Source organism: Agromyces sp. ISL-38, from assembly GCF_018613935.1.
Taxonomy (GTDB): domain Bacteria; phylum Actinomycetota; class Actinomycetes; order Actinomycetales; family Microbacteriaceae; genus Agromyces.
In genome coordinates, this window is the sequence record NZ_JAGGPF010000003.1 from 35,525 (window position 1) to 58,252 (window position 22,728).

Annotated in this window: 14 protein-coding genes; 4 read left to right on the forward strand and 10 right to left on the reverse strand. The window is 71.0% G+C overall.

The window, feature by feature from the left end; translation table 11 throughout:
- Positions 1-73: 73 nt before the first annotated feature.
- Positions 74-3,034, reverse strand: coding sequence for an FtsK/SpoIIIE domain-containing protein (locus J7E25_RS04125; protein WP_214868240.1), 2,961 nt, complete (start codon positions 3,032-3,034; stop codon positions 74-76).
- A 154-nt stretch (positions 3,035-3,188) separates the two neighbouring features.
- Positions 3,189-3,500, reverse strand: coding sequence for an FHA domain-containing protein (locus J7E25_RS04130; RefSeq protein WP_214868242.1), 312 nt, complete (start codon positions 3,498-3,500; stop codon positions 3,189-3,191).
- Positions 3,501-3,510: 10 nt separating this feature from the next.
- On the opposite strand from J7E25_RS04130, the gene J7E25_RS04135 reads away from it, so the two are divergent.
- Positions 3,511-3,789, forward strand: a complete 279-nt coding sequence (locus J7E25_RS04135; protein ID WP_214868244.1) for a hypothetical protein — start codon at positions 3,511-3,513, stop codon at positions 3,787-3,789.
- Here J7E25_RS04135 and J7E25_RS04140 read toward each other — a convergent pair.
- From J7E25_RS04140 to J7E25_RS17760, 7 genes are all read right to left on the reverse strand, one after another.
- Positions 3,764-6,100 (reverse strand): transglutaminase domain-containing protein, encoded by a 2,337-nt coding sequence (locus J7E25_RS04140; RefSeq protein WP_214868245.1) that lies wholly within the window; start codon positions 6,098-6,100, stop codon positions 3,764-3,766. The genes J7E25_RS04135 and J7E25_RS04140 overlap by 26 nt on opposite strands.
- Positions 6,097-7,419: a DUF58 domain-containing protein gene (locus J7E25_RS04145; RefSeq protein ID WP_308164355.1), complete on the reverse strand. Its 1,323-nt coding sequence runs from the start codon at positions 7,417-7,419 to the stop codon at positions 6,097-6,099. The genes J7E25_RS04140 and J7E25_RS04145 overlap by 4 nt, the downstream gene beginning before the upstream one ends.
- Entirely contained in the window at positions 7,416-8,387 is a 972-nt protein-coding gene (locus tag J7E25_RS04150) for a MoxR family ATPase (RefSeq protein WP_214868248.1), read from the reverse strand. Before J7E25_RS04150 ends, J7E25_RS04145 begins: the two co-directional genes overlap by 4 nt.
- A gap of 15 nt (positions 8,388-8,402) precedes the next feature.
- On the reverse strand, positions 8,403-14,276 hold the full coding sequence (locus J7E25_RS04155) for an Ig-like domain-containing protein (protein WP_214868250.1): 5,874 nt from the start codon (positions 14,274-14,276) through the stop codon (positions 8,403-8,405).
- A complete protein-coding gene (locus J7E25_RS04160) occupies positions 14,276-15,688 on the reverse strand; it encodes a serine/threonine-protein kinase (protein ID WP_214868252.1) in 1,413 nt (470 codons plus the stop codon). Before J7E25_RS04160 ends, J7E25_RS04155 begins: the two co-directional genes overlap by 1 nt.
- 114 nt (positions 15,689-15,802) lie before the next feature.
- Positions 15,803-16,603 carry a protein phosphatase 2C domain-containing protein gene (locus J7E25_RS04165; RefSeq protein WP_308164356.1) on the reverse strand — a complete coding sequence of 267 codons (801 nt, stop codon included), beginning with the start codon at positions 16,601-16,603 and terminating at the stop codon, positions 15,803-15,805.
- Between the two features lie 25 nt (positions 16,604-16,628).
- Positions 16,629-17,849, reverse strand: coding sequence for an FHA domain-containing protein (locus J7E25_RS17760; RefSeq protein ID WP_251038793.1), 1,221 nt, complete (start codon positions 17,847-17,849; stop codon positions 16,629-16,631).
- 230 nt (positions 17,850-18,079) lie between these two features.
- Between J7E25_RS17760 and J7E25_RS04175 the strand changes: the two genes are divergently transcribed.
- The 3 genes from J7E25_RS04175 to J7E25_RS04185 are packed head-to-tail and all read left to right on the forward strand — an operon-like array spanning position 18,080 to position 21,441.
- Positions 18,080-18,562 carry an Lrp/AsnC family transcriptional regulator gene (locus J7E25_RS04175; RefSeq protein WP_214868254.1) on the forward strand — a complete coding sequence of 161 codons (483 nt, stop codon included), beginning with the start codon at positions 18,080-18,082 and terminating at the stop codon, positions 18,560-18,562.
- A gap of 12 nt (positions 18,563-18,574) precedes the next feature.
- On the forward strand, positions 18,575-19,993 hold the full coding sequence (locus tag J7E25_RS04180) for an aspartate aminotransferase family protein (protein ID WP_214868256.1): 1,419 nt from the start codon (positions 18,575-18,577) through the stop codon (positions 19,991-19,993).
- Positions 19,993-21,441 (forward strand): FAD-binding oxidoreductase, encoded by a 1,449-nt coding sequence (locus J7E25_RS04185; protein WP_214868259.1) that lies wholly within the window; start codon positions 19,993-19,995, stop codon positions 21,439-21,441. Before J7E25_RS04180 ends, J7E25_RS04185 begins: the two co-directional genes overlap by 1 nt.
- Positions 21,442-21,469: 28 nt before the next feature.
- Here the strand turns inward: J7E25_RS04185 and J7E25_RS04190 are convergent, their stop codons facing one another.
- A complete protein-coding gene (locus tag J7E25_RS04190) occupies positions 21,470-22,648 on the reverse strand; it encodes a DUF4192 family protein (protein WP_214868261.1) in 1,179 nt (392 codons plus the stop codon).
- Between the last annotated feature and the right edge of the window lie 80 nt (positions 22,649-22,728).

Sequence of the window (22,728 nt, forward strand, 5' to 3'; positions counted from 1 at the left end):
CATGTCCAAATCGTGACGATTATCGAACATTCGGCACGGAATCAGTGCCCGATGGGCGTTATGAGCATCGTTTTCAGTTGCTCAGCACAGCCGGCCATGTCGCCCTGACCGCAGCGCCCGGCGCGCCTGCCGCGCCGACGACCCAGCACTGCGGCGCCCCATCGTCGAGCAGCGGGGGCAGGGTGCGGTCGCGCACGAGCGCCCGGTACTCGGCGGAACCGCCCTGCGCGACGATGACGGCCTCCTCGCGGATCGCCGACGCGAGACTCCAGTTCACCGCCCACGCGTCGGCGTCGCCGATGAACACGGGTCGCCCGACCTGCGACGTGGTGGCGAGTGCGGCGTGGATCGCCGCTTCGGCGCCCGGGGCCAGCACGATCACCGTGCTCGCGTGCGCGGCGAGCACCTCGGCAATGGCACGCGGCGCCGGCGTCACGACTGCATGCACGCGGGCGGGGTCGATCGCCAGCGGCGGAACGGGCTCCGTCTGGACCGCAGGCAGGCCTGGGTCATCGACGAGTTGCACGCGGCGGCCTCGCCATTGGCCGGCGCCGGGCGGGTCGCCCGCCTTCCAGAGCTCTCCGGCTCCCCCGGCCTGCACCAAGTCGGGACGGCTCGGGTACCGCAGCCGCACCACCTCGCCGAAGCTCTCGCGCACACCGGGTCCGAGCGAATGCTGCTGCGCGGCGCTCGCGACGACCGCGATGCCCCGGGCACGGCCCTCGCGGAGCACCGCGGCGACGGCTTCCGAAGCCGCATGGCGGTATTCGTCGGGCCAGCCGCGGAATCGCACGTCGAGATCATCGATGACGAGGAGCCGGGGAAGTTCGCCGCCGCGTCGCAGGGCGGCCAGCACCGCCTGAATCGCGTCCCACACGGCGCTGCGCGGACCGTCAAGTCTCGCCACCGACGCCGGGCCGTGCCGCTCGGTGAACGCCCGTGCCACGAGCGCCAGCGCTGTGCTGCGCCCGCTTCCCGGCGCGCCGAGGACGAGCAGGTGGCCGTCGGCTTCGGGCGTCCAGCTCGCGATGGTGCGTCGCTGGTGCTCGGGGTCGTCGACGAGGCCGAGCGCGACGGGGCCCGGCGAGTCGCCGTGCCGCTCGCCGACGATGAGTCCCTGCGACGACGCCGGGGCGGGCTGCGCGGGCGTCACGAGCCGATCGAGTTCACCCGGTGCGATACGGTGCGGCAGCGGGTCGAGCCACGGTCGCCGGGCCCGCGGCATCGACGCGGTCACGGCACGAGTGGCCGCGAGCAGCGCCGGGTCGGCGACGGCCGAATGGAACGGGACCGGGCATCCGTCGCCAGGATCGATCACGCCGCGCCCCGGAGCATCGGGCGGGATCGAAGCGGCCGCGTCGGTGCCGACGACCGCGACGCTGTCGGAACGCTGCATGACCCGGAGCGACACCCGGATCGCGCAGTTCGCCGTCACCTGCTCGCGCACCACCCCGTTCGGCCGTTGGGAGGCGAGCACGAGGTGCACGCCGAGCGATCGGCCGCGAGCGGCGATGTCGCCGATCACCACGCCGAGGCCTGGGAAGCGCTCGATCATCGCCTGGAACTCGTCGACGACGATCACGAGGCGCGCGAGGGCCACCTCGGGAGCGAGGTCGGCGATATCGCGCGCGCCGGCCGCGGCGAGCACCGACTCACGGTGCCTGAGTTCGGCTCGCAGGCTCAGCACGGCGCGCTCGGCTTCGGCTTCATCGAGATCGGTGACGATTCCCGCGACGTGCGGGAGGCCGCGAATCGGTTCGAACGCGGCGCCGCCTTTGAAGTCGACGAGGAGGAACGACACACGGTCGGGCGGGTGGCTTCGCGCCAACGCCGTGAGCCACGCGAGGAGGAACTCGCTCTTGCCGCTGCCCGTCGTGCCGGCGACGAGCGCATGAGGTCCGCCGCGCACGAGGTCGAGCTCGAGCGTTCCCCACGAGGTGACGCCGATCGCGACGGCGAGCGTCGCACGGCTGCCGGGCAGAGCGACCGGCGGCTCCAGGCTGCCGAGCGGCACACGGCTCGGCAGCCCGTGCGCGCCGCCGAAGCCCGCCCGCTTCGCCGCTGCCGCGAGGTCGTCGGCCCACGCGAGCGCTTCTGAGCTGCCGATGAGGCCGGGCACGATCGAGCGATCGGCGGCCGCGCCGGTGCGCCGGCGCACCACCGCGAGGCCCGGCCCCGCGATCTCGACGACGGTCTCGATTCCGGGAGGCAGGTTCGCAGCATCGGCGCCCACGGCGATGATCGACAGGGGAACGGATCCGGCCACGGCGACGCTGTTCGCCGTGACCTGTCTCGCGTTCGGCGACGCCGCATCGACGACCCGGACCCGCCACTGGCTCCCACCGCCGACGTGCGGGAGTCGCCGTGCCCACGCCCAGTGTTCGCCTGCGGGCACCTCGATTGCGAGCCCGCCGGGCACGCCGTGATGGGCGACTTGTACGAGCGCCGCCCTGGCGGCCGCGTTGGCCAGTGGGATTGCGCCGACGAACCCGATGCCCGCCTCGGGATCAGCGGCCACAGGCGCATCGGCGAGAACAGCCGCGTGCTCGAGAACGGCGCGATCGGCGTCGTCGGCCGGTGACCCGTCGACTCGCAGCGTGCTCGAGGCGCTCCCCCGCCCAAGCACCACCGGCCCGGGCCTGCCGTCGCTCCAGTTCGGCGCCGCGTCGCCGTCGACGAGGTGCCGCGAGGGCGGCGACCTCCGCCATGCCGCGCGGCGCTCGTGCTCGTGCCGCTCATCGATCGCGGCGTGGAGCTCGCCGAGTCGTCGGGTGCGCTCCGCCTCGGCCCGGCGCCGCTGCCGATGCGCCTGCCGACGGGAGTCGAAGACTGAGGCGATCGCGACGACCGGGCCGAGGGCCGCGAACACGAGTGCGAACGCCGACCCGGTAACGGCCCACAGCCCGAGCGCGCCGACGACGGGCGCGAGCGTCGCGAGCAATGGGAACCCGGCTCGAGCCGCCTCGGGCGGCACGGGCGGCAGGGCGAGCGGAAGGTCGAGCGGATGCGGCGAGGCGAGGTCGAGACGGTCCACTCGGCCATCCGAGCAGCATCGGACCCTCACGGGCTGAACGCGGCGAGAAGACGCTGGTCATCCACTCGCCGGCCCGCTTGTCGAGGACGAGTCGATGCACGTGCCCCGGGCGGGGCGCCAGCCCAAGACGAGCCGGCGCCGAGAGCCGAGCAGATCAGTCGATGACGAAGAAGTGCTCGGCGAGCTCCACACGGCTCCCGCGCGGCACGAGATAGCGCCGCCCGGGCTCGCAGCGCACCGCCCCGTCGTCGGGGCGTCGCACGATCGTGCCGTTGCCCGAGAAGCGATCGGCGATCCAGAGCACGCCGTCGTGCTCGCCGAACTCGAGGTGCGTCTTGGAGACCGAGAGACCGGGGTCGGTGATCTGCACCAGATGATCGAACACCTCGCCCGGTTGCGGCAGCGGGCGGCGGCCGATGAGACCGGTGCCGAATACGGTGCGTGTCTCACCGGTACTGAACCGCAAGACGAACTGCGTGGCTGTCGGCGGCGCCACCGGGGCCGAGACGGACGCCTCCACGGAAGACGGGATCGCGGTTGCCGCACGGAAGCCCTCGAGGGGGATGCTGATCACTCCGCTGTTGCGACGTGCCGGCCGCTCGATCACCGTCGTGTCGTCCGGGCGCGGATCGGGCTTTCGCCTCGACTCGGGTGTCGCGCTCGTCGAGCTGCCGCACTCACCGCAGAACATCGCCCCCGGGGGAAGTTCGGCCCCGCAGATCCGACAGTTCACGACCGCGCTCCTCTCCGGGTGACAGCGTACCCGCCGAGGGAGGTGAGCGAGACCGCGGCCCGCCAGCGCTCCCTGCGAGTGCGCGGCGCCCCGAGCCGCTCCTGGAGCTCGTCGACCGACTCCCACACCCGCAGGTCGTCGTCGTCGGATGGTCCTTCGGGTGCGAACACGGCACGGTCGACCACGGATGCGAGCACGAGCGGCGCGAGTCCGCCCACCGTCGCGGCTTGCTCCGCACGGGTCGCGGTCGGCCGGATCGGGTAGCCGAAGTCGGCTGCCGAGTCGGCGAACTCCTGCCATCCTCCCTCGATCCGCTCGACCGCCGTCGAGGCGCTGCGGCGCAGTCGGCGTCGTCTGAGCTTCGCCGCGATGATCGCCAGGAAGGGGCTCGCGATGAGGGCGAGCACGAGCACCACGATGCCGGTCACCCCGAGCACGCCGAGCAGCACCTGCAACCAGGCGGCGCCGTCGTCGTCGCGATCGTCGGGCGAGAGGTCGGGCTCCGAGTCGAGGTCGTCGACCGGCGTCCGCTCCGCGGGCGGCGGCAGGGCGGACTGGGGCCTCGAGACGACCGTCGGCTCATCGGTCTCGGGCTCGGGGATCTCACGCGGATCCGGATTCGGATCGATCGAGAGCCAGTCCCCTTGGGCTGTCTGCACCTCGATCCACGCCTGCAGGTCGGCGCTCTCGAACACCGTGGCACCGTCGGACGGCACCGCATCAGAGGCATCCGTCTCCGGCGATTCCGCATTCGGCAGGTAGCCGACGACGACCCGCGCCGGGAAGCCGATGCGCCGCGCCATCAAGGCTGCTGCGACGGCGTACTGCTCGCCGTCGCCGACCATCGGGCTCTCGGTGGCGAGTTCGACGAGCCGGTCGAGCGAATGGCCAGAACGGCTCGCCCGCTCCGGCTCGCCGCCTTCCCCGCCGCCTTCGTGGCCGAGGCCGTGACTGACATAGCCCTCGCGACGAAAGCCCTCGATGAGCTGGGCCAGTCGTTCGCCGGGTTCACCGGAGGCCGGCGCCCATTGGTCGAGCAGCCGAGCGAGCTCGTCGGGCAGGTCGGGCGACGGCGGAAGCACACTGGTTCCGGGGCGCAACCCCACGAGGGACTCGGGATCGGCCGGGGTGACCGAGAACGCGGTGTAGGCATCGCCGGAAGCGAGTCCCTCCTGCACCGCACCCGTGCCGGTCACGTCGTTGTAGACGAACCCCTCGGCGAGCTGCTCCGCGTGCGGCCCCTCGAACGCGATGCGCTCGAGTCGACCGACGCCCGGCACCCACACGTCGGCGTACCCGAGCACCGACACCTCGATGCGCACCTCGATCGCGCCCGATTGGTCGAGCCGGTACGGCAGGCGCGTGAATCGGCCGGAGAGCGCCGTGCCGTCGGCGCCTCCCACGGAGTAGACGATGCCGTCGTACGTATCGAGCGTCGCGATGCGGATGCCGGCGCCCTCGGGCAGACCGCGTACCCGGAGCATGGCCCGCTCGCTCGACTCGGGCTCGAACGCCGCCCGGAACCCCGCGAGCGGGCTCTCGTGCTCGCGTGGCTCGAACGGGGGCTGCAGCTCGGCTCGCAGCACGTTGCGCTGCGGCACGGGCAGGGCCACGGATGCAGCGGTGGCGCCGACGAGCGCGATCGCCACGAGCGCCGACGCGCCGAACACCCGGCGGGCATCCGCGAGCGCGGCCTCGACCGGCCGCCCGCTCGTGATCGCCCGTCGCTGCGCGATCCCGACCCGCACGAGCCAGGCCACCGCTGCGACGAGGAAGGCGAGCCCGGCCTCGACGGCGAAGGCGGTGTGCACGACGCCGAACGTGATGCCCACGATGAGCAGGAGGGCCGGCGGCAGCACTGCCGCTGCCGGCCGACGGCTGCGCAGCGCGATGGTCACCGCAGCGGTCGCAGCGACGAGCGTGGAGAGGAATGGGGGCACGAGCAGCGCCTGGTAGGAGCCGACGGGCACTGCGATCGTGACGAGCTGCTTCCAGGACAACGCCGCCGCAGCGAGCAGGTCGGCGACACCGACGGGGGTCGGCAGGATCCCGGCGAACGTGCGCCCGGGCACCGCCGCCGGAACGCCGAGCACGAGGTACGCCGCGAACACGGCGACGACGACGATCCATGCCGGCCACCGTCGGCGCGCGCCGACGACGCCGATGCCGACACCGGCGACGATCGCGACGGCTCCCGCGACGATGAACGCGAAGCTCTCATAGATCGGCCACCAGGGAATGAGCGCCGCTGCGAGCATCGCGACGATGAGCAGCGTGCTCACCGCGGTCGGCCAGAACCGGTCGGCACGTCCCAGCGGGCGGGTCTGCATCATGCGACCGAGGCCGATCTCGCGAGCATCGCGCGCAGGTCGTCGAGGTACCCGATGCGGAACACCGTGAGTCCCGCGATGGAGCGTACCGACGGCTCTCCCTCGGGCGCGCACTGCACGGCGACGGCTTCGACGCCCACCGGGAACCGCGTCGCGGCCGACCGCAGCGGGGCGATCCCGCGCGCCGTGCCGGTGACGAGGAAGGCGAGGGAGACCCCGGTGAGCGCGTCGGCCGCGGCGTGCGCGACATCCGGGAGCATCGCCGCGCGCTCCTCGGTGTCGACGACGCAGAGGGCGTCGAGCAGACGATCACGGGAGACGGTCGGCAGCTCGCGCATCGAACCGCGAGCGACGCCGTTGCCGCCGGCCGGCCCCGACACGACGAAGGACACCGTGCGGGCATCGCGGATGGCTCGAGCACCCACGGACGCCGCGGCGCTCACTGCGAGCTCGAACTCCGCGTCATCCGCATAGGCACTCGCGTCGAGATCGAGCACGATCATGAGCCGGCTGCGCCTGGTCTCCTCGAACTGGCGCACCATGAAGGTGCCGGTCTTCGCGGAGCTGCGCCAGTGGATGTGGCGGCGGTCATCGCCCGGCACGTACTCGCGCAGGGCATGGAAGGCGATGTCGCTCGCCGTGAGATCGCGAGTCGGCGCACCTTCGAGGTCGCGGATGAATCCCGTGCTGAGCGCCGCGATCGACACGGTGCGCGGATGCACGTGCAACTCGACGACCTGCGACCACACGATCTCGCGTCGCATGAGCCCGATCGGATCGGCGCGAACCGTGCGCGCGGGCCCGACCGGAACGATCCCGCGCCGCTCGGTCGGAATGGGGAACTGCTCGTCGAAGGCACCGCCGCGTGGAAGCCCGGGCAGCACGCGCTCGACGACGCGCCCGCCGACGGGCACCTCGAGCTGCGCGCCGCCCAGTCGCCGACGCCCCGGATTCGCCGCGATGATCCGCGCCTGTGCCGACTCGCCCACGACGACGCGCGGCGTCGGCAGCACGAGTTCGATCGTCGAGGCGCCGCGACCGATGAGCCAGACGGATGCCGCGGCGACCAGCAGCCCGAATCCCCACCCCAGCGCGATGACCTCGAGCCATCCCCACGCGTAGCCCGCGACGAGCGACACGATCGCCGCGGCGATCATCGCCCACCCGAGCGCCGTGACGACGCCGCGAATGGCCTGCGCCCACTCGGCGACGACGGCGCCGGCGGCGGCCCCGATTCCCACGGCACGCCCGATGACGACCGCGAGCAGGCCGGCCTTCTTGGCCTCCTCGGGGATCGTCGAGCGAGTCTGGACGAGGGTCACACGGCCTGCCTGGAGGACGGCGGCGGGGTCTCGATGAGCACCTGGGCGATCATGTTCGACGCGGTGGCGCCGTCGAACTCCGCCTCGGGATCGAGGATCAGGCGGTGCGCGAGCACAGGCTCGGCGAGCGCCTTCACATCGTCGGGCACGACGTAGTGCCGGCCACGCCCGGCGGCATGGGTCTTCGCGGCGCGGATGAGCGCGAGGGCTCCGCGCACGCTCACGCCGAGCCGCACCTCACGCGCGGTGCGCGTGGCGTCGACGAGCCGTGAGACGTAGTCGTGGATCGTCGGATCGACGTACACGGTGCGCGCGAGCGCGGCGAGTTCGACGACCTCGTCGGCGCGGAGTTGCGGCTCGATGCGATAGCCGTGGGCCCGCTGGTCGGCGCCCTCGAGGATGCGAATGGTCGAGGCGTGATCGGGGTAGCCGATCGAGGTGCGCATGAGGAACCGGTCGAGCTGCGCCTCGGGCAGGCGGTAGGTGCCGGCCTGCTCGACGGGGTTCTGCGTGGCGATGACCATGAACGGATGTCCCACGGCGTGGGTCACCCCGTCGACGGTGATCTGTCCTTCCTCCATGACCTCGAGGAGCGCCGATTGCGTCTTGGGGCTCGCCCGGTTGATCTCGTCGGCGAGCACGATGTTCGCGAAGACCGGCCCGGGATGGAACTCGAACAGCCCTGAGCGCTGGTCGTAGACGGTGACGCCCGTGATGTCGCCCGGAAGCAGGTCGGGGGTGAACTGCACGCGGTTGCTCGTGCCGGCCACCGATTGAGCCATGGCACGCGCGAGGGAGGTCTTCCCGGTGCCGGGCACGTCGTCGAGCAGGAGGTGGCCTTCGCTCAGGAGCGCCGTGAACGCCAGGCGCACGATCCGGTTCTTGCCGAGCAGCACCTCCTCGACCGCGCCGACGAGTCGGTCGAGGTTCGCGGAGAACCGCGTGGCCTCCTCGGGGGTCATGGTCATCGTTGCTCCTTCGGCTCAGCGGTTCTCATAGCGTGCCGTCACGCCGGCGACCTCAACATCCAACCAGACCCGATCGCCGGGTTGCGCCTCGGGAACCTCGCACGTCGTCGCCGACTGCGACAAGCGCCCGTTGGTGTCGCCATCCACTCCGCACCAGAACGCCGCCGGCAGGCCGGAGTTCTCCGGGGCCGCGGTCCACGACCAGGTCTTCGTCGTCTCGTTCCACACGCGGCTCGGCAGGGCGAAGGTGAGCGAGGGCACCGCATCGGCCGGCTGGGTCTGCGACCACGGCCCGCAACTTCCCCAGAGGGTGCAGGCCCGCACCTGGAAGCGTGCCGCCTCGCCGAACGGGCGGTTCAGGAGCGGACGGAGCCAGCCCGATCCGCTGAAGTCCCGCACCGATCCGGGGATGTGAGCGCCGTTGGAGTCCACCGCGACGATCTCGTATCGCCAGGCGTTCCCGTCGACCTTCTCGATGTACCGGTCCCAGGTCTCGATGTTCATCCAGGCCATCGCGCTCTTCACTGGGCCCGCGCCGCCTGGCGCCGGGCGCACGACCGTGCTCGCGACCTCGGTGTTGACGCATGCAGCACGGTTGAAGCCCCACACGAGGAACGAGTACTTGGCCGCCTCGGTGGCCGTGCCGGCGAATTGCACGCTCGATGCTTCGGGGCCGACGTGCACGACCTCTGCGACACTGCCGCCGGTGGCCGGCGGGACGACCGTTCCCGGAGCCGGGCTCGTCACCCCGCACGCCTGGGGCCCCGACGGCACGCTCGACTCGCCCTCGACGAGCCGCTGCACGAAGTACCCTCCGATCGCGTCGCCGTTGCCGGAGAAGGGCGACCACGACACCGTCACCGAGCCGGCGAGCGCGTCGCCGGTCACCGCGATGGCTCCCGCGACGGGCGCCCCGAACGGAGTGCCCGAACCGCCGGCCTCGTTCCAGGCGGTGAGCGCGGGGTAGGCCTCGTTGCGTGCACTCACGGTGAACGGCACCTGGCTGCCGTTCTCGAGGGACTGCGACTCCATGCCGCAGAGCGTCGCCGTGCACGCGCTCGCCGCCGACACCTCGGTGGAGACGCCGGCGACGGTCACGACGTAGGAGCCGACGGTGCTGCCCGCCCCGGTCGACACGGGCGCCCATTCGATGCGGAGTCGACCGTCGAGCGGCATCGCGCGCAGGTCGGTGGGCGGCGGCGGCACGACATCGGACCAGATCGGGCCGGGTGCCTCGACCGGGTCGGAGAGTCCGATGCCGTTGCGTGCCTGGATCCGCACGATGACGGCGTTCGCCTCGCCATTGCCCGGCGTCGCGACCGTGCAGGTCGTCGCAGCGCACGTGGAGGTCTGCACGACCTCGCGGCCGCCGGGGGCGAGCAGCGCGATCTCGTATCCGGAGATCGGCGAGTTGTTGAACCCGCCGGCGCCGAAGGTCACGTCGAGTGTGCCGTCCGCGAATCCGGTCACCTGTGGGCCGGTGACGGGATCGGGTCGGTCCTGCACCGAGATCGTGACCGTTCCCCACGCGTACCGGCTGGGATCGTCGGTGGCGTCGGCGACCTGGTATTGCAGGGTCGTGTTCACCGGCGCGGCCGACGGGTCGACCGATACCGCGAGGGTGGAGCGGTCGGAGCTGGGTTCGATCGTGACACCCGCGGGGAGGCTCTCGTCGAGGCCGCGCACGCCGACCACCCGCAGCGGCGTCTCGGGGAACGGGTTCGTGGCGCGATCGTTCGCGAGCACATCGATCGACGTCGTCTGGCCGCGAGGTGCGATCGCGTGGTCGTCGGCGGGTTCTGCGAGCGGCCGGGTCGACGGCACGACGCGCAGGTCGATCCGGCCGGGCCGTCCGGCGCCTGCCGGATCGGTGACGCCGACCGCCACTGACGCGCGCGTTCCCTGCACTGTCGATTCCGAGGCCGCGATGGTGAGCTCGTCGCCCGCCAGCGACACCTCGAATCCGTCGGCGAACGGCGGAAGCACCTCGAACTCGAGCCGGTCGACCTCGTCGGGGTAGGGGTAGTTCGTGAGCTTCATGAGTTCGATCGTCTTCGACTGGCCCGGCTCGAAGTCGATGACGCCGCCGGTGAAGACCGGCGGCTGGTTCTCGGTCGGCAGGACCGTGATCGGGATCACGATGGTGCCGGTGCGGCCGGTCGGGTCTGCTGCGGACTCGCCGTCGGTCACGGTGAACGAGAGCGAGGCCGGGCCGAAGTAGCCGTTCTCGCTCTGATAGCGCAGCGAGTCCTGGTCGACGACGAGCTCGGTGCCGTCGTCATGCGAGGCGCGCACGGTCGCGGCATCCGTCAGCCGAACCGGGCGACCGGATGCCGCGATGACGAACTCCGCGAGCTCGATCCGCACCTCTTCGCCGCTCACGACCTCCACTCGGGGGGCATCGCGGCGCAACTGCGGCAGGGCGTCGTCTCGGCCGGGCACCCAGATGAAGGCGTATGCCGTGACGTCGGGGTCTTCGGGGTGGCTGACCGAGAAGGGGATGATGCGCCGGCGATCCTGGATCTCGACGCGGATGCTGCCGTCTCGGCGCACCTCGACGCCGCTCGTATAGCCGTCGACGAGACCCACGGTGAGGTCGGCGGCGGGGGCATCGGCGAGGAAGACGTTGCGGAGCACCGGGACGTCGATCCGCTCCTTGTCGAGGATGTCGCTGAGGCTCAGGACGGTGTCGGACGCCTCAGGTCGTGCGAGCGGGGCGTCGGGCCGGGCCTCGACGGTGAGGAAGCTCGACGCCTCGCCGAGATGCTCGTTCTCGACGGTGTAGATGAATCCGTACAACCCCTCGCCGTCGGGCACGGTGACCTCGATGCGGTCGCCGTCGACGACCGCGGTGGCTCCCCCGGTATTGGGCTCGACCGAGCGGAGGCTGAGCGCTCCCCCGTCGGGATCCGAGTCGTTCTCGAGCACTCGCACGGAGATGGTCCGCCCCGGGCGCACGGTGACCTTGTCTTCGACGGCGATCGGGGCACGGGCCCCATCGAGCCTCTGCGCGATGCCGACTCGCACGGTGCCGGTGGCGCGAGCGCCGAGTGCATCGACGACGGCGTACTGGAACGTGTCTGTTCCCGCGGAGTACTCGCCCGCCTGGTACTCGAGCCAGTCGCCGCCCCGGTCGACCACCGTGCCGAGATCGGGATTCGATTCCTGGCCGAGCAGCTGCACCGAGTCGCCGTCGGGGTCGGCGCCGCCGAGCGGGATGGGGATGCGCACCGTGTCGCCGGTGAGCACCCGCGCGGTGACCGTCGCCGGCACGGGCGGGGTGTTCGTCTCGGGGTCGGCGGCCCGCACCGAGATCGCCACGCTCGCGGTGGCGTATTGCCCGTCTGGCGCGAGCACCCGGTAGACGGCCTCGAACTCGCCCGGCTCCTCGGGCGCGAAGTACCGGAGGTGGTCGCCGTCGACGAAGAGCAGGCCGGCGGCGGGCAGCGTGTCGAGGTCGGGCGCCAGGGTGAGCGGGAGCGCATCGGGATGCTCGTCGTTGTCGAGCACGGCGATGTCGATGACGTCGCCCGTGCGCGACGAGATCGTGTCTGGGGCTGCGACGGGCGGTTGGGTCCGGTCGGGTTCGAGGACCGCGACGAGCGTCACCTCGCCCTCGGCATCGGCGAGCCCGTTGCTCACGCGATAGCCGAACGTCGTCGAGCCGGTGTCGAGGGGTCGCGAGAGCGTGACGCGCAGGATGCGGTGATCGATGACCTCGACTCGCACTCCCTCGTCCTCCGCGGTGTCGGTGAGGCCCGTCACGATGAGCACACCGCCCGTCGGATCGATGTCGGTCGCGAGCACGTCGACGTCGACGGGCTGGTTCGCATGGAGGAACGCGGTGTGCGGCACGGTGATCGGCGTCGTGTCGCGCTCGGGTGGCGCCGAGACCTCGACGCGCACGAGACCGGTCGCCGTGTCCGCGCCGTCGGTCGCCGTGTACTCGAGATAGTGGGTGCCCACCACGTCGCTCGTGAAGCGGAAGGTGCCCCCGTCGAAGTCGGGCGTGAGCTGTACATCGGGCTTCGCGGGCACCGCACTCAGTCGCACCTGGCCCGAGCCGCCGCGAACGTAGCGCAGCGGTTCGATGCGGATCTCCTGCCCGGCGGTCGCGAGCGCCACGAAGGGGTCGGCGACGAGCTCCACGTCACCCGGCGCCCGCACCGAGATCTCGAGGATGCCGCCGGCCTCGGCGCGGCCGTCGGACACGACGAGCGAGACCGTGCGCGCCGCACCGGGAGCGCCCTTCTCGTCGAACACGACGATGCCATCGGCCGTCGACGAGATCGCGTCGGGCGCCGCTGCTTCGGCCCGATGAAGGAAGAACGGATCGCCGTCGGGGTCGACCCAGTCGCCGAGCACCGGCGTGGTCACCCGCCCCTGCGACGCGACCGAGGCGCGCGACAGGCGCATCTGTTCGGGCGGCGAGTTCTCATCGGGCTCGCGCACGCCGACCTGTACCGTCGCGTGCGCGGTGCCGCCCCGGCCGTCAGTCACGGTGTAGCCGAAGGCGAGGGTGCCGGATGCCGCGTCGTCGAGCGTGAGCTGCAGCTGCTGGTTGCTCGCGATGAGATCGATTCGGGCGCCGGGCGGCAGCTCGCCGTCGATCGAGTCCACGACGAGCACGTCGCCGTTCGCGTCGTAGTCGTTCAGGAGCACCGGCAGCACGGTCGACCGGCCCGGGCGCGCTCCGAACTCGTCGGCCTCCGCGACGGGCGGCGCCTGGCTCTTCTCGATCGTGGGCTTGGTGTCGGGATCGTTCTGCTCGACGGTCTCCTCATCCTGCTCCGTGGCGAGCAACTCGTCCCAGTTGTCGATGAGGCCGTAGTCGTCCGACGCGGCCCACGTCCGGCCGGAGCGCCGATCGTTCAGCACGAGGGCGCCCCCGTTGGCGAGGTACGACAGCTCGGCACCGGCCCCGCCGTCGAGTTCGATGAGCCGCTCGTTGCTCGGGGCGCATGATCGCCATGCTGAGCCGTTCGCCCATGCCGCGTGCAGGCATCCGTCGTGGACGAAGGGCGCGGCCGGCGTGCCCGCGCGGCCACCGACGAGCTCACCCGGCTCTGCGCCGTCGAGACCCACTCCGATGAGGCCGTGTCGAGAGGCGATCGCCACTTCGTCGCCCGTGAGCGAGGGCGCCTGCAGCTTGGGGACGTCGCCCGGGTCGAGCATCCCGGAGAGGTCGATCGGGGAATGGCCTTCGAGGTGCAGCGTACGCCCGCTGACGTCGAGCACCGCCCATCGTCCTCCGACGGACGTGATCTGCACCTCGGGGTCTCCCGAGACCGGCTCCAGTTGCCAGCGCGTGGCCACCGTCTCGGCCTCGGCTGCGTCGACGCGCGCGACGACACCCGTCGACGGCGTGTACGCGAAGAGCGTTCCCGCCTCGTCGACCGAGGTGACCGATCCGGCGCCGAAGGTGAGCACCGGCTCGGCGTCGCTGTCGAATTCGGCGAGGTCGGCCACGGGCACCGACCAGACGTCGCCCGCGGCGGCGATCACGACGCGTGAACCGGCGAGGGCGAGCGACGTCTCGTCGGGCGGCACCGCGACGGTGTCGATCATCGTCGACGTCGTGGGATCGACGATGCCGATGCTCGCCCGATCGGGGTCGAGCACCAGAACGGTCGAGCCCGACTGCACGACCTCGAGATCGGAACTGCCCACTTCGACGATCGAGTTGAGCTCGAGCACCGCGGTGTTCGCCCGGCCGACAGACTGCAGGCGATCGCTCGCGACCCAGACCGACGCGTCGCCCAGGTCGACGCGCTGCGCAGCGTATCCTCCGGATGCCACCGCCACGCCGGCGACGAGCGCGACGATCGCCGTCACCGCACCGGCGGTCGCGAGCGCGGACCGGTGAGCGCTGAGATGAGGCAGGTGCATCAACCAGTGCCCCCGTCGATATCGATGCAGCGTTCGGCGCTCGGCTGTCCGGACTTGCCGTCGCGAGTGACCGTGACATTGGCACAGACCCGATTCCGGCCGTCGATCTCGACGGGGAAGCGGGGCTCTCGTTGCATCGGCGAGGCCTCGCCGTCGACCGTGACGATGTACGCGTCACCGCGCTCGATCCCCGGGTCGTTCCAGGAGAAGACGACCGCGGCATCCTCGACGACCGCCTGCACGTCGCTGACGACGGGGATCGTTCGCGTGCCCTGTACGACGGCGAGCACGCCGGCGCCGACGAGCGCGACGAGCAGGGCCGCGACGATCGAGACGCCCCACGCGACGCGCTTCGTGCTGGGAGGTGTCGTGCGGCTTCGACCGGAAGTGGATTCAGGCGAGCGGGACTCGAGGCCGTGCACCGAGCCCGAGACCCGGGCGGCGCGGCGGCGTTTGCGGCTGGAATCCAGTGCACCGGCGCGATTCCCGGCCGTGATCCGGGTGCGGTCGTCGAGATCGACGGCGGTGGCAAGCGCCCAGTCGTCCATCGCGACCTCGAGTGGCGTCTGGGGAAGGCCGAGCTCCTCCTCCACCGATTGGAGGTCGCGGATGAACTCGAGTGCGTTCGCCTGCCGCATCGCGGGACGTCGCGACATCGAGCGGGCGAGCACCGCCTCGAGACTCCTCGGCACATCGACTCGGCCGGTCGGCGATGGCTTCGCCTTGTCGATCCGCGCCATCACGGCGCTGGACCCGTTGTCGCCGCCGGGCACCTCGAAGGGGCTCCGCCCTGCGAGCAACGAGTACACCGTGGCACCGAGCGACCAGACCTCGCTCGCGACGGAGCCCGAGACCTCGTCATGCAGCACTTCGGGTGCCGACCACGGGATGGAGAGGCCGACCGCCTCGATCGATTCGGCCTCGCCGAGAGTCGCCGCGATGCCGAAGTCGGACAGCACCGGGTGCCCGTAGGCCGTCGTCAGGATGTTCGAGGGCTTGATGTCGCGATGCAGGACCCCTTGGCGATGCGCCGTCTCGACCGCACTCGCGATGCGCACGCCGGTCGCGAGCACTTCGGCGATCGGCAATTGCACCGCTCGGTAGCGCTGGCCGAGCGTCGCCGAGCAGTACTCCATCACGAGGTACGGCCGCCCGTCGGCGGCAACGCTGGCCTGGTACACGGTGAGGATCGAGGGGTGCGAGCTCAGCTGGGCCATCAGATTGGCCTCGGCCTGGAACATCTGGCGGAGCCCGTCGTTCACGACCTCGGCGAGGAGCACCTTCACTGCCACGAGGCGCCTCGGCATGTTCTGCTCGTACAGGAACACGTCGGCGAAACCGCCGGAGCCGAGGACGCGGATGAAGGCGAAGCCGGGCAGGCTCGGCGGAGTGGACGGCAGTCGCCTCGACAACGGTCCTCCCAGTGATCTTCGGGCCGATCCACGCCGACCGGAGCCGGCGGCGCCGGGTGTCCCCAATTGTAGATGCGCGACACTCGGCGTCGCGAAAATCGTGAGGCGGTCGCCTCAGCTCGCCGCGGCCTCGGGGCGCACGACCCTCAGCACGTCGACGACGATGACGGTCACGTTGTCGCGTCCGCCGTTGCCGAGCGCCGCGTCGAGCAACTGGCGGCCCGCTTTCTCCGCTTTCGCGTTCGCGACGAGGAAGTGCCGGATGCCGTAGGAGGTGAGCTCCTTCGTGAGGCCGTCGGAGCAGATCAGGAGTCGCATCCCCTCTTCGACCGCGATCGCGCGGTAGTCGGGAATGGGCGCCTCGTGGAAGCCGACGGCGCGCGTGATGACATTCGAGTGCGGGTGCGTGTCGGCCTCTTCGCGCGTGATCTGGCCGGCGTCGACGAGCTCCTGCACGATCGAGTGGTCGACCGTCAATTGCTCGAGCGTTCCGCTCACGAGCCGGTACACGCGTGAGTCTCCGATGTTGAAGACGATCCAGGCGGGCTCGTCGGCGATCGCCCCGAGGGCCGCCCCCGTGACCGTCGTGCCGCTTCCCTCGTCGGTGACGCCTGCGCCCCGGCCCATGTCCTGCACGGCGAGACGCAGGGCCGAGTCGACCTCGGGCGTTCCGATCAGGATCTTGCCACCATGCTCGGCGAGTCTCGTGACAACGGCGGCACTGGCGAAGTCGCCGGCGGCGTGGCCGCCCATTCCATCGGCGACGGCGAAGATCGGCGCCTGGGCGATGTAGCTGTCTTCGTTGACCTCACGGCGAAGGCCGGTGTCGGTCATCGCCGCCCACGCGAGGGTGATCTCGGTGCCGTCTGGCAGGGTGATCCGATGGCGGGCGTTGCCATTGCCTATCTGCGTCACCGGTGCGGCCTGCTGTCTGATCGGATCACTGGGGGAACGGAGCTCCGTGGGCGGGGAGGATCTCGACGATCGTATCGTCTCCGAGGTCGAGGGTGGTGCCGGCAGTCACGACAATTGACTCGCCGGCCCGCATCCGGCGCGATCCCCTCGCGGTGCGGACGATCGTGCCGTTCGTCGAGCGGAGGTCGGTGGCGACGAGGCGCTTCCCGTCGAGCCGCAGTTCGAGGTGGGTGCCGGAGACGGCGGCGGTGGGCGAGTCGACCGCGACGAGCTCCGGAGCGGCACCGGGTCGCCCGACCGGCGGCGGCAGGGGACGCCGTCCGATGAGCACCGGTCCCGTGAGCGTGCGCGGCGACTCGCCGGCGATGCGGTATCGCGGCCCGGTCGGCGATGCCGTCAGGTCGGGTTCTGGATCGGGCTTGCGGGGTGAGGCGGCGGGAGCGGGCGTACGCGCGAGCGAGGCATCCGATCCCGATGCCGTCGGCGGAGCGGATGCCGCGACGTCGGCCGGCCCTCGCGCCGGAACCGGATGCATCGTGCGTGCCCCCGGCACCGCGGGTTCGAGCCCCTCGAGCTGCGCATCGAGCGGCACCGGCCGAGCCGGTCGCGGCCCCGGATTCGCGACCGGCCGCGGCGTCAGCACGGTGTCGGCATCGATCGTGGACGGGCGCGGGCGGAGCACCGTGTCGGGGGCGAACTCCTCGACGGCCACCGGGTTCCCGACCGGCACGACGACGCTCTCGTCATGGGTCGCAGGTCGGCGTCTCGGCACCGACGACCACTCGACGGCGGAGGCGCGGAGGCTCGCTCGCGCGTGCTCGAGGTGGTGCGCCGCCTCGCCGAGCGGCCCGAGCGGGGTGTCCGAGCCGGCGAGACGCAGCGCCACCACGTCAGTGAAGTCGGCGAGATGCCATGGCCGGATGCCTCGCGCGTCGAAGCGCCGGCTGCCGCCCGGGGAGTCGAGGTCGACGACCGCCTCACCGCGCACGACTGCGGTGACGGCCGTCACGTCGTCTTCGCCCCACCAGACGAGCGCGAACGACTCGACGGGATGCTCGCGACCGATCGGGATGAGCCCGACGAGCGCCTCGAGGCTCGGCGACGGGTCGCTCGCCGACTCCGCGAGCGCGGAGAGGGTCGCGGCGGGCGCGGGCGCGGCGAGCGCTGCGATGAAGCGGTCGCCCACAATCACGTCCCACGCCGGCGCGCCGGTCGTCGCGGAGCTGGAGAACGTGCCGGCGACCATGTCGTCCAGTCTGGCACCGTGCGATCCTCTGACCGTGCCGGTCGCCGGAATCGCCTCCCATGCAGCTGACGTGCGTGATGCGGTCGCCCGGTGAGGGAGCCGATGCCGGATGCCAGGTTCGCCACGAGATTCGCTCCGGGACACGAGCCAAACCATGGAATCAGTTGCAAGAACAGACAAATTCGACGGAATCGCTTGCCTGCGGCATCCGTCACTGTCACAATCGACCCATGACGAACCAGGGACGCCCAACAGGGCATCGCCCGGCGCAGCTCGACGAGGTGTCGAAGGCGATCATCGAGCAGCTCCAGGCCGACGGTCGGCGCTCGTATGCCGACATCGGCAAGGCGGTCGGCCTCTCGGAGGCCGCTGTTCGCCAGCGCGTGCAACGGCTCACCGAGTCGGGCGTGATGCAGATCGTCGCCGTGACCGACCCGATGCAACTCGGGTTCACCCGGCAGGCGATGATCGGCATCCGCGTCGCGGGCGACACCCGGGTGATCGCCGAGCAGCTCGCCGAGATCCCCGAGATCGACTACGTCGTGCTCACCGCCGGCAGCTTCGACCTGCTCGCCGAGGTCGTGTGCGAGAACGACGAAGAGCTCATCACCCTCTTGAATTCGCGCATCCGCACACTCGAGGGCGTGCAGACGACCGAGACGTTCGTCTACTTGAAGCTCCAGAAGCAGTTCTACAACTGGGGCACTCGCTGAGAAGGGAACACCATGACCGACACGGTCACTGACCAGGCCGCGCCGGCCTACACGGCCTCCGACAACGCCGCGCTGCAACAGAAGGCGAAAGACCACCTCTGGATGCACTTCGCGCGGCAGTCGACCATGGAGACCTCGGGCGTGCCGATCATCACGCGCGGCGAGGGTCACCATATCTTCGACATCGAGGGGCGCAAGTACTTCGACGGCTTGTCGGGCCTGTTCGTCGTCAACGCGGGACACGGCCGCGCCCGCCTCGCCGAGGTCGCGGCGAAGCAAGCGGAGCAGCTCGCGTTCTTCCCGATCTGGTCGTACGCGCATCCAGCGGCGATCGAGCTCGCCGACCGCCTCGCCGGCTATGCGCCCGGCGACCTCAACCGGGTGTTCTTCTCCACCGGCGGAGGCGAGGCGGTGGAGACGGCCTTCAAGCTCGCGAAGTACTACTGGAAGCTGAAGGGTCGCCCCACCAAGCACAAGGTCATCTCGCGCTCGGTCGCCTACCACGGCACGCCGCAGGGTGCGCTCGCGATCACTGGCATCCCGGCGATGAAGGAGATGTTCGAGCCGATCACGCCGGGCGGGTTCCGGGTGCCGAACACCAACTTCTATCGCGCGGCCGAGGTCGGTGCGCCCGCCGACGACCTCGAGGCGTTCGGCCTGTGGGCCGCGAACCGCATCGAGGAGATGATCCTCTTCGAAGGACCCGAGACGGTGGCCGCGGTCTTCCTCGAGCCGGTGCAGAACTCGGGCGGATGCTTCCCACCGCCCCCCGGGTACTTCCGCCGGGTCCGCGAGATCTGCGACCAGTACGACGTGCTGCTCGTCTCCGACGAGGTCATCTGCGCGTTCGGCCGCATCGGTCACATGTTCGCGTGCGACGCCTACGGCTACGTTCCCGACATGATCACGTGCGCGAAGGCGATGACGTCGGGCTACTCCCCCATCGGCGCGACGATCGTCTCCGAGAAGCTCTACGAGCCGTTCTCGAAGGGCACGACGTCGTTCTACCACGGGTACACGTTCGGCGGGCATCCCGTCTCGGCCGCGGTCGCGCTCGAGAACCTCGACATCTTCGAGGAGGAGGGCCTCAACGAACGGGTGCGTGAGAACTCGCCGCTCTTCCGCGCCGAGCTCGAGAAGCTGCTCGACCTCCCCATCGTCGGCGACGTTCGCGGCGACGGGTACTTCTTCGGCATCGAGCTCGTGAAAGACACGGCCACGCGCGAGACATTCAACGACGACGAGTCCGAGCGGCTGCTGCGCGGGTTCCTGTCGAAGGCGCTCTTCGACGCGGGCCTGTACTGCCGCGCCGACGACCGAGGCGATCCCGTGATCCAGCTCGCGCCGCCGCTCACGATCGGCGTGCCCGAGTTCCAGGAGATCGAGCAGATCCTCCGTAACGTCCTCACCGAAGCCTCGAACCGACTCTGATGCGCCGGCCGGGCACTTCGGTGCCGGATGCCTCACCCGACGCCTACCGCCGGGTGAGCTTCTGGCTCGACGACCTCGCCGCCTCGGGCACCGACGACCTGCGACCGCGCGCCCCGCTCACGACGAGCGCGCGATTCGATGTCTGCCTCATCGGAGGTGGTCTCACAGCGCTCTGGACCGCGTATTCGCTCGCGAAGGCGGATCCCGACCTGCGGATCGCCGTGCTCGAGCGCGATATCGCCGGATTCGGGGCATCCGGCCGCAACGGAGGCTGGTGCTCGGCTCTGTTCCCTCGTTCGGCCTCCTCGCTCGAACGCGAGCACGGCTACGATGCCGCGATTGCGATGCGCCGGGCGATGATCGAGACGGTCGGCGAGGTCGGCCGCGTGGCCGAACTCGAGGGCATCGAGTGCGACTTCGTGCAGGGCGGCACACTCGTGTTCGCACGCAGCGACGCCCAGCGCGAACTCGCTCGGGCGGAGATCGAGGAGGGGAGGCGCTTCGGCGTCGATCGGCTCGAATACTGGGACGAGCGCACGATCGCGTCGCGTTTCGGCGTGCCGGGATCCGGCGATCGCGGCCCGTTGGCGATGTTCGACCCGTCGTGTGCGCGAGTGCATCCGGGCAAGCTCGTGCGCGGGCTCGCCCGGGTCGCGGAATCGCTCGGGGTGGCGGTCTTCGAGCGCACCGAGGTCATCGACTGGTCCGCCGGGCGGGTGCGCTTTCGCGCCCTCGACGACGGAGGTGAGGGCACGGTCGCCGCGCGCCACATCATCGTGGCCACCGAGGGGTACGGAGCCCGGTTGCCACGCGTGCGGCGGCGCATCCTCCCCCTCTACTCGCTCATGATCGCGACCGAGCCGCTCCCCGAGGCGACGTGGGATGAGATCGGCCTCGAGCACGGCCAGACCTTCAGCGACTACCGGCACCTCCTCGTCTACGGGCAGCGCACCGCCGACAACCGGTTCGCGTTCGGAGGTCGCGGCGCCCGCTATCACTGGGGCAGCGCGGTCGATCCGGCCTTCGAGCGGGTCGACGAGGTATTCGGCCACTTGCACGAGACGCTCCGAGAGTTCTTCCCGGCGATGGGTGACGCTCGCGTCACCCATCGCTGGGGAGGGCCCCTCGGCGTCGCGCGCGACTGGCATCCGACCGCGAGCTACAACCCCAAGACCGGCGTCGGACTCGCGGGCGGCTATGTCGGCGACGGGCTCTCCACGACGAACCTGGCCGGCCGCACGCTCGCCGACCTGGTGCTCGGGCGCGACACGGAGCTCACCCGCCTCCCCTGGGTGAACCACCGCTCTCCGCTCTGGGAGCCGGAGCCCCTGCGATACGTCGGTGCCAACCTCGGGATCCTCGGCATGCGATTCGCCGACACCGAGGAGCGCTACACCGGCCGGCCGTCGCTCACGGCCCGGATGCTCGCACCGCTCACCGGTCACTGAGCCCGGCCATTCGGTACGCGCCCTCCTCTCAACGGCGATCCGCCGTGCCGTCCGGGCGTTCAGGAGCTCCGAACGCCCACTCGGGCAGTGCACCGCTGCCGATGAAGGAATGCAGCAGGCTCGCCATCGGATGCGCGGGCTCCGCCTCGAGCGCGAGGTCGATGAACGCGCCCGCCGCCGATCCGCGCCCGAGTGACCACGCGAGCCACGCAGCGATGCACAGCGGCCCCGTCCGCAGCTCCTGCGGCGCATTCGCGATCAGGGGACGGAGCAGGGCGAGCGCCCGTTCGACCCTGCGACGATCGGGGCGGAGCGTCGACTGCCCGAGCATCAGCCGCATGAGCAACTCGGAGACCTCGTCGGTCTCGGCCTCGGCGATCTCACGTCGAACAAGCTCGTCCATCGTCTCGCCGCTCCGATCGGCACGCTCCGCGCTCGCCATCGCGTCGTCGTATGCCGCCTCGCCGACCACGACGCCGAACGCGATCTGCAGCATCATCACGTCGCGGAGCGGCGGACGCGATGCCAAGTGGAGGAACCACGCGAGTCGGACCGCCGGGTGTTTCACCCCGGAACGCGCGACGAGCGATTCGACGAGCTCGACCGGGTCGACGTTTCGCCCGAGCCGCACGATCGCCGCCTCGGCGCGGTCCTGCGCCTCGAACGCGGATATCGCCCCAGCGATCGCCGCAGCCATCTTCGGGTCGGCTTCCGGCAGTTCGCCGGCCGCTCCGGGCGAGGCCAGCACCTCCACCTCCTCGGGCGCCAGTCGGGTGACCGGGCTCTCGTCGATGAGCGCGAGGGGGTGCCCCGCCGCGGGCGCCTTCGGATCGAGGATCGATGTCCACGCGTCGGCCGCTCGGCACAGTGCGTCCCGCACGAGGAACCCGGCCTCCTCGGTTCGCTTCACGAGGAGACCGAGCAGTGCGCGTTCGGGCACGCCTCGAGCGCCCGCGAACGTGGCATCGGTGTAGACGACCGGCACGACCGCATCGACGCCGGGCATCCGGCAGAGCGTGCCGACGATCGCGGACACGAGGGTGGAGCGGTCGCGCGCCCGCCTCGGCAGGTCGTGGCGAAGCACACCGATCGTGCGATTGCCGTGGAAGGCGACGCAGACGATCGAGCGTTCAGGTCGGAAGCCCGCGAGCGTGGGAACGAGGGCCAGAAAGTCGTGCGCCGCCTCGGCGCGGATGATCGTCGTCATGGCCACAGCGTGGCTGTGCGGCATCCGGTCGGTGCCGGCATCCGTTCAGATGGTGACGGATGCGGCGGCAGGCGGCATGT

Bases quoted from the DNA above. Each gene is read 5' to 3' on its own strand.
- J7E25_RS17760 (WP_251038793.1), bottom strand. From the start codon at position 17,849: ATGGTCGCCGGCACGTTCTCCAGCTCCGCGACGACCGGCGCGCCGGCG.
- J7E25_RS04185 (WP_214868259.1), top strand. From the start codon at position 19,993: ATGCGCCGGCCGGGCACTTCGGTGCCGGATGCCTCACCCGACGCCTAC.
- J7E25_RS04155 (WP_214868250.1), bottom strand. From the start codon at position 14,276: ATGCACCTGCCTCATCTCAGCGCTCACCGGTCCGCGCTCGCGACCGCC.
- J7E25_RS04175 (WP_214868254.1), top strand. From the start codon at position 18,080: ATGACGAACCAGGGACGCCCAACAGGGCATCGCCCGGCGCAGCTCGAC.
- J7E25_RS04180 (WP_214868256.1), top strand. From the start codon at position 18,575: ATGACCGACACGGTCACTGACCAGGCCGCGCCGGCCTACACGGCCTCC.
- J7E25_RS04190 (WP_214868261.1), bottom strand. From the start codon at position 22,648: ATGACGACGATCATCCGCGCCGAGGCGGCGCACGACTTTCTGGCCCTC.
- J7E25_RS04150 (WP_214868248.1), bottom strand. From the start codon at position 8,387: ATGACCATGACCCCCGAGGAGGCCACGCGGTTCTCCGCGAACCTCGAC.
- J7E25_RS04140 (WP_214868245.1), bottom strand. From the start codon at position 6,100: ATGATGCAGACCCGCCCGCTGGGACGTGCCGACCGGTTCTGGCCGACC.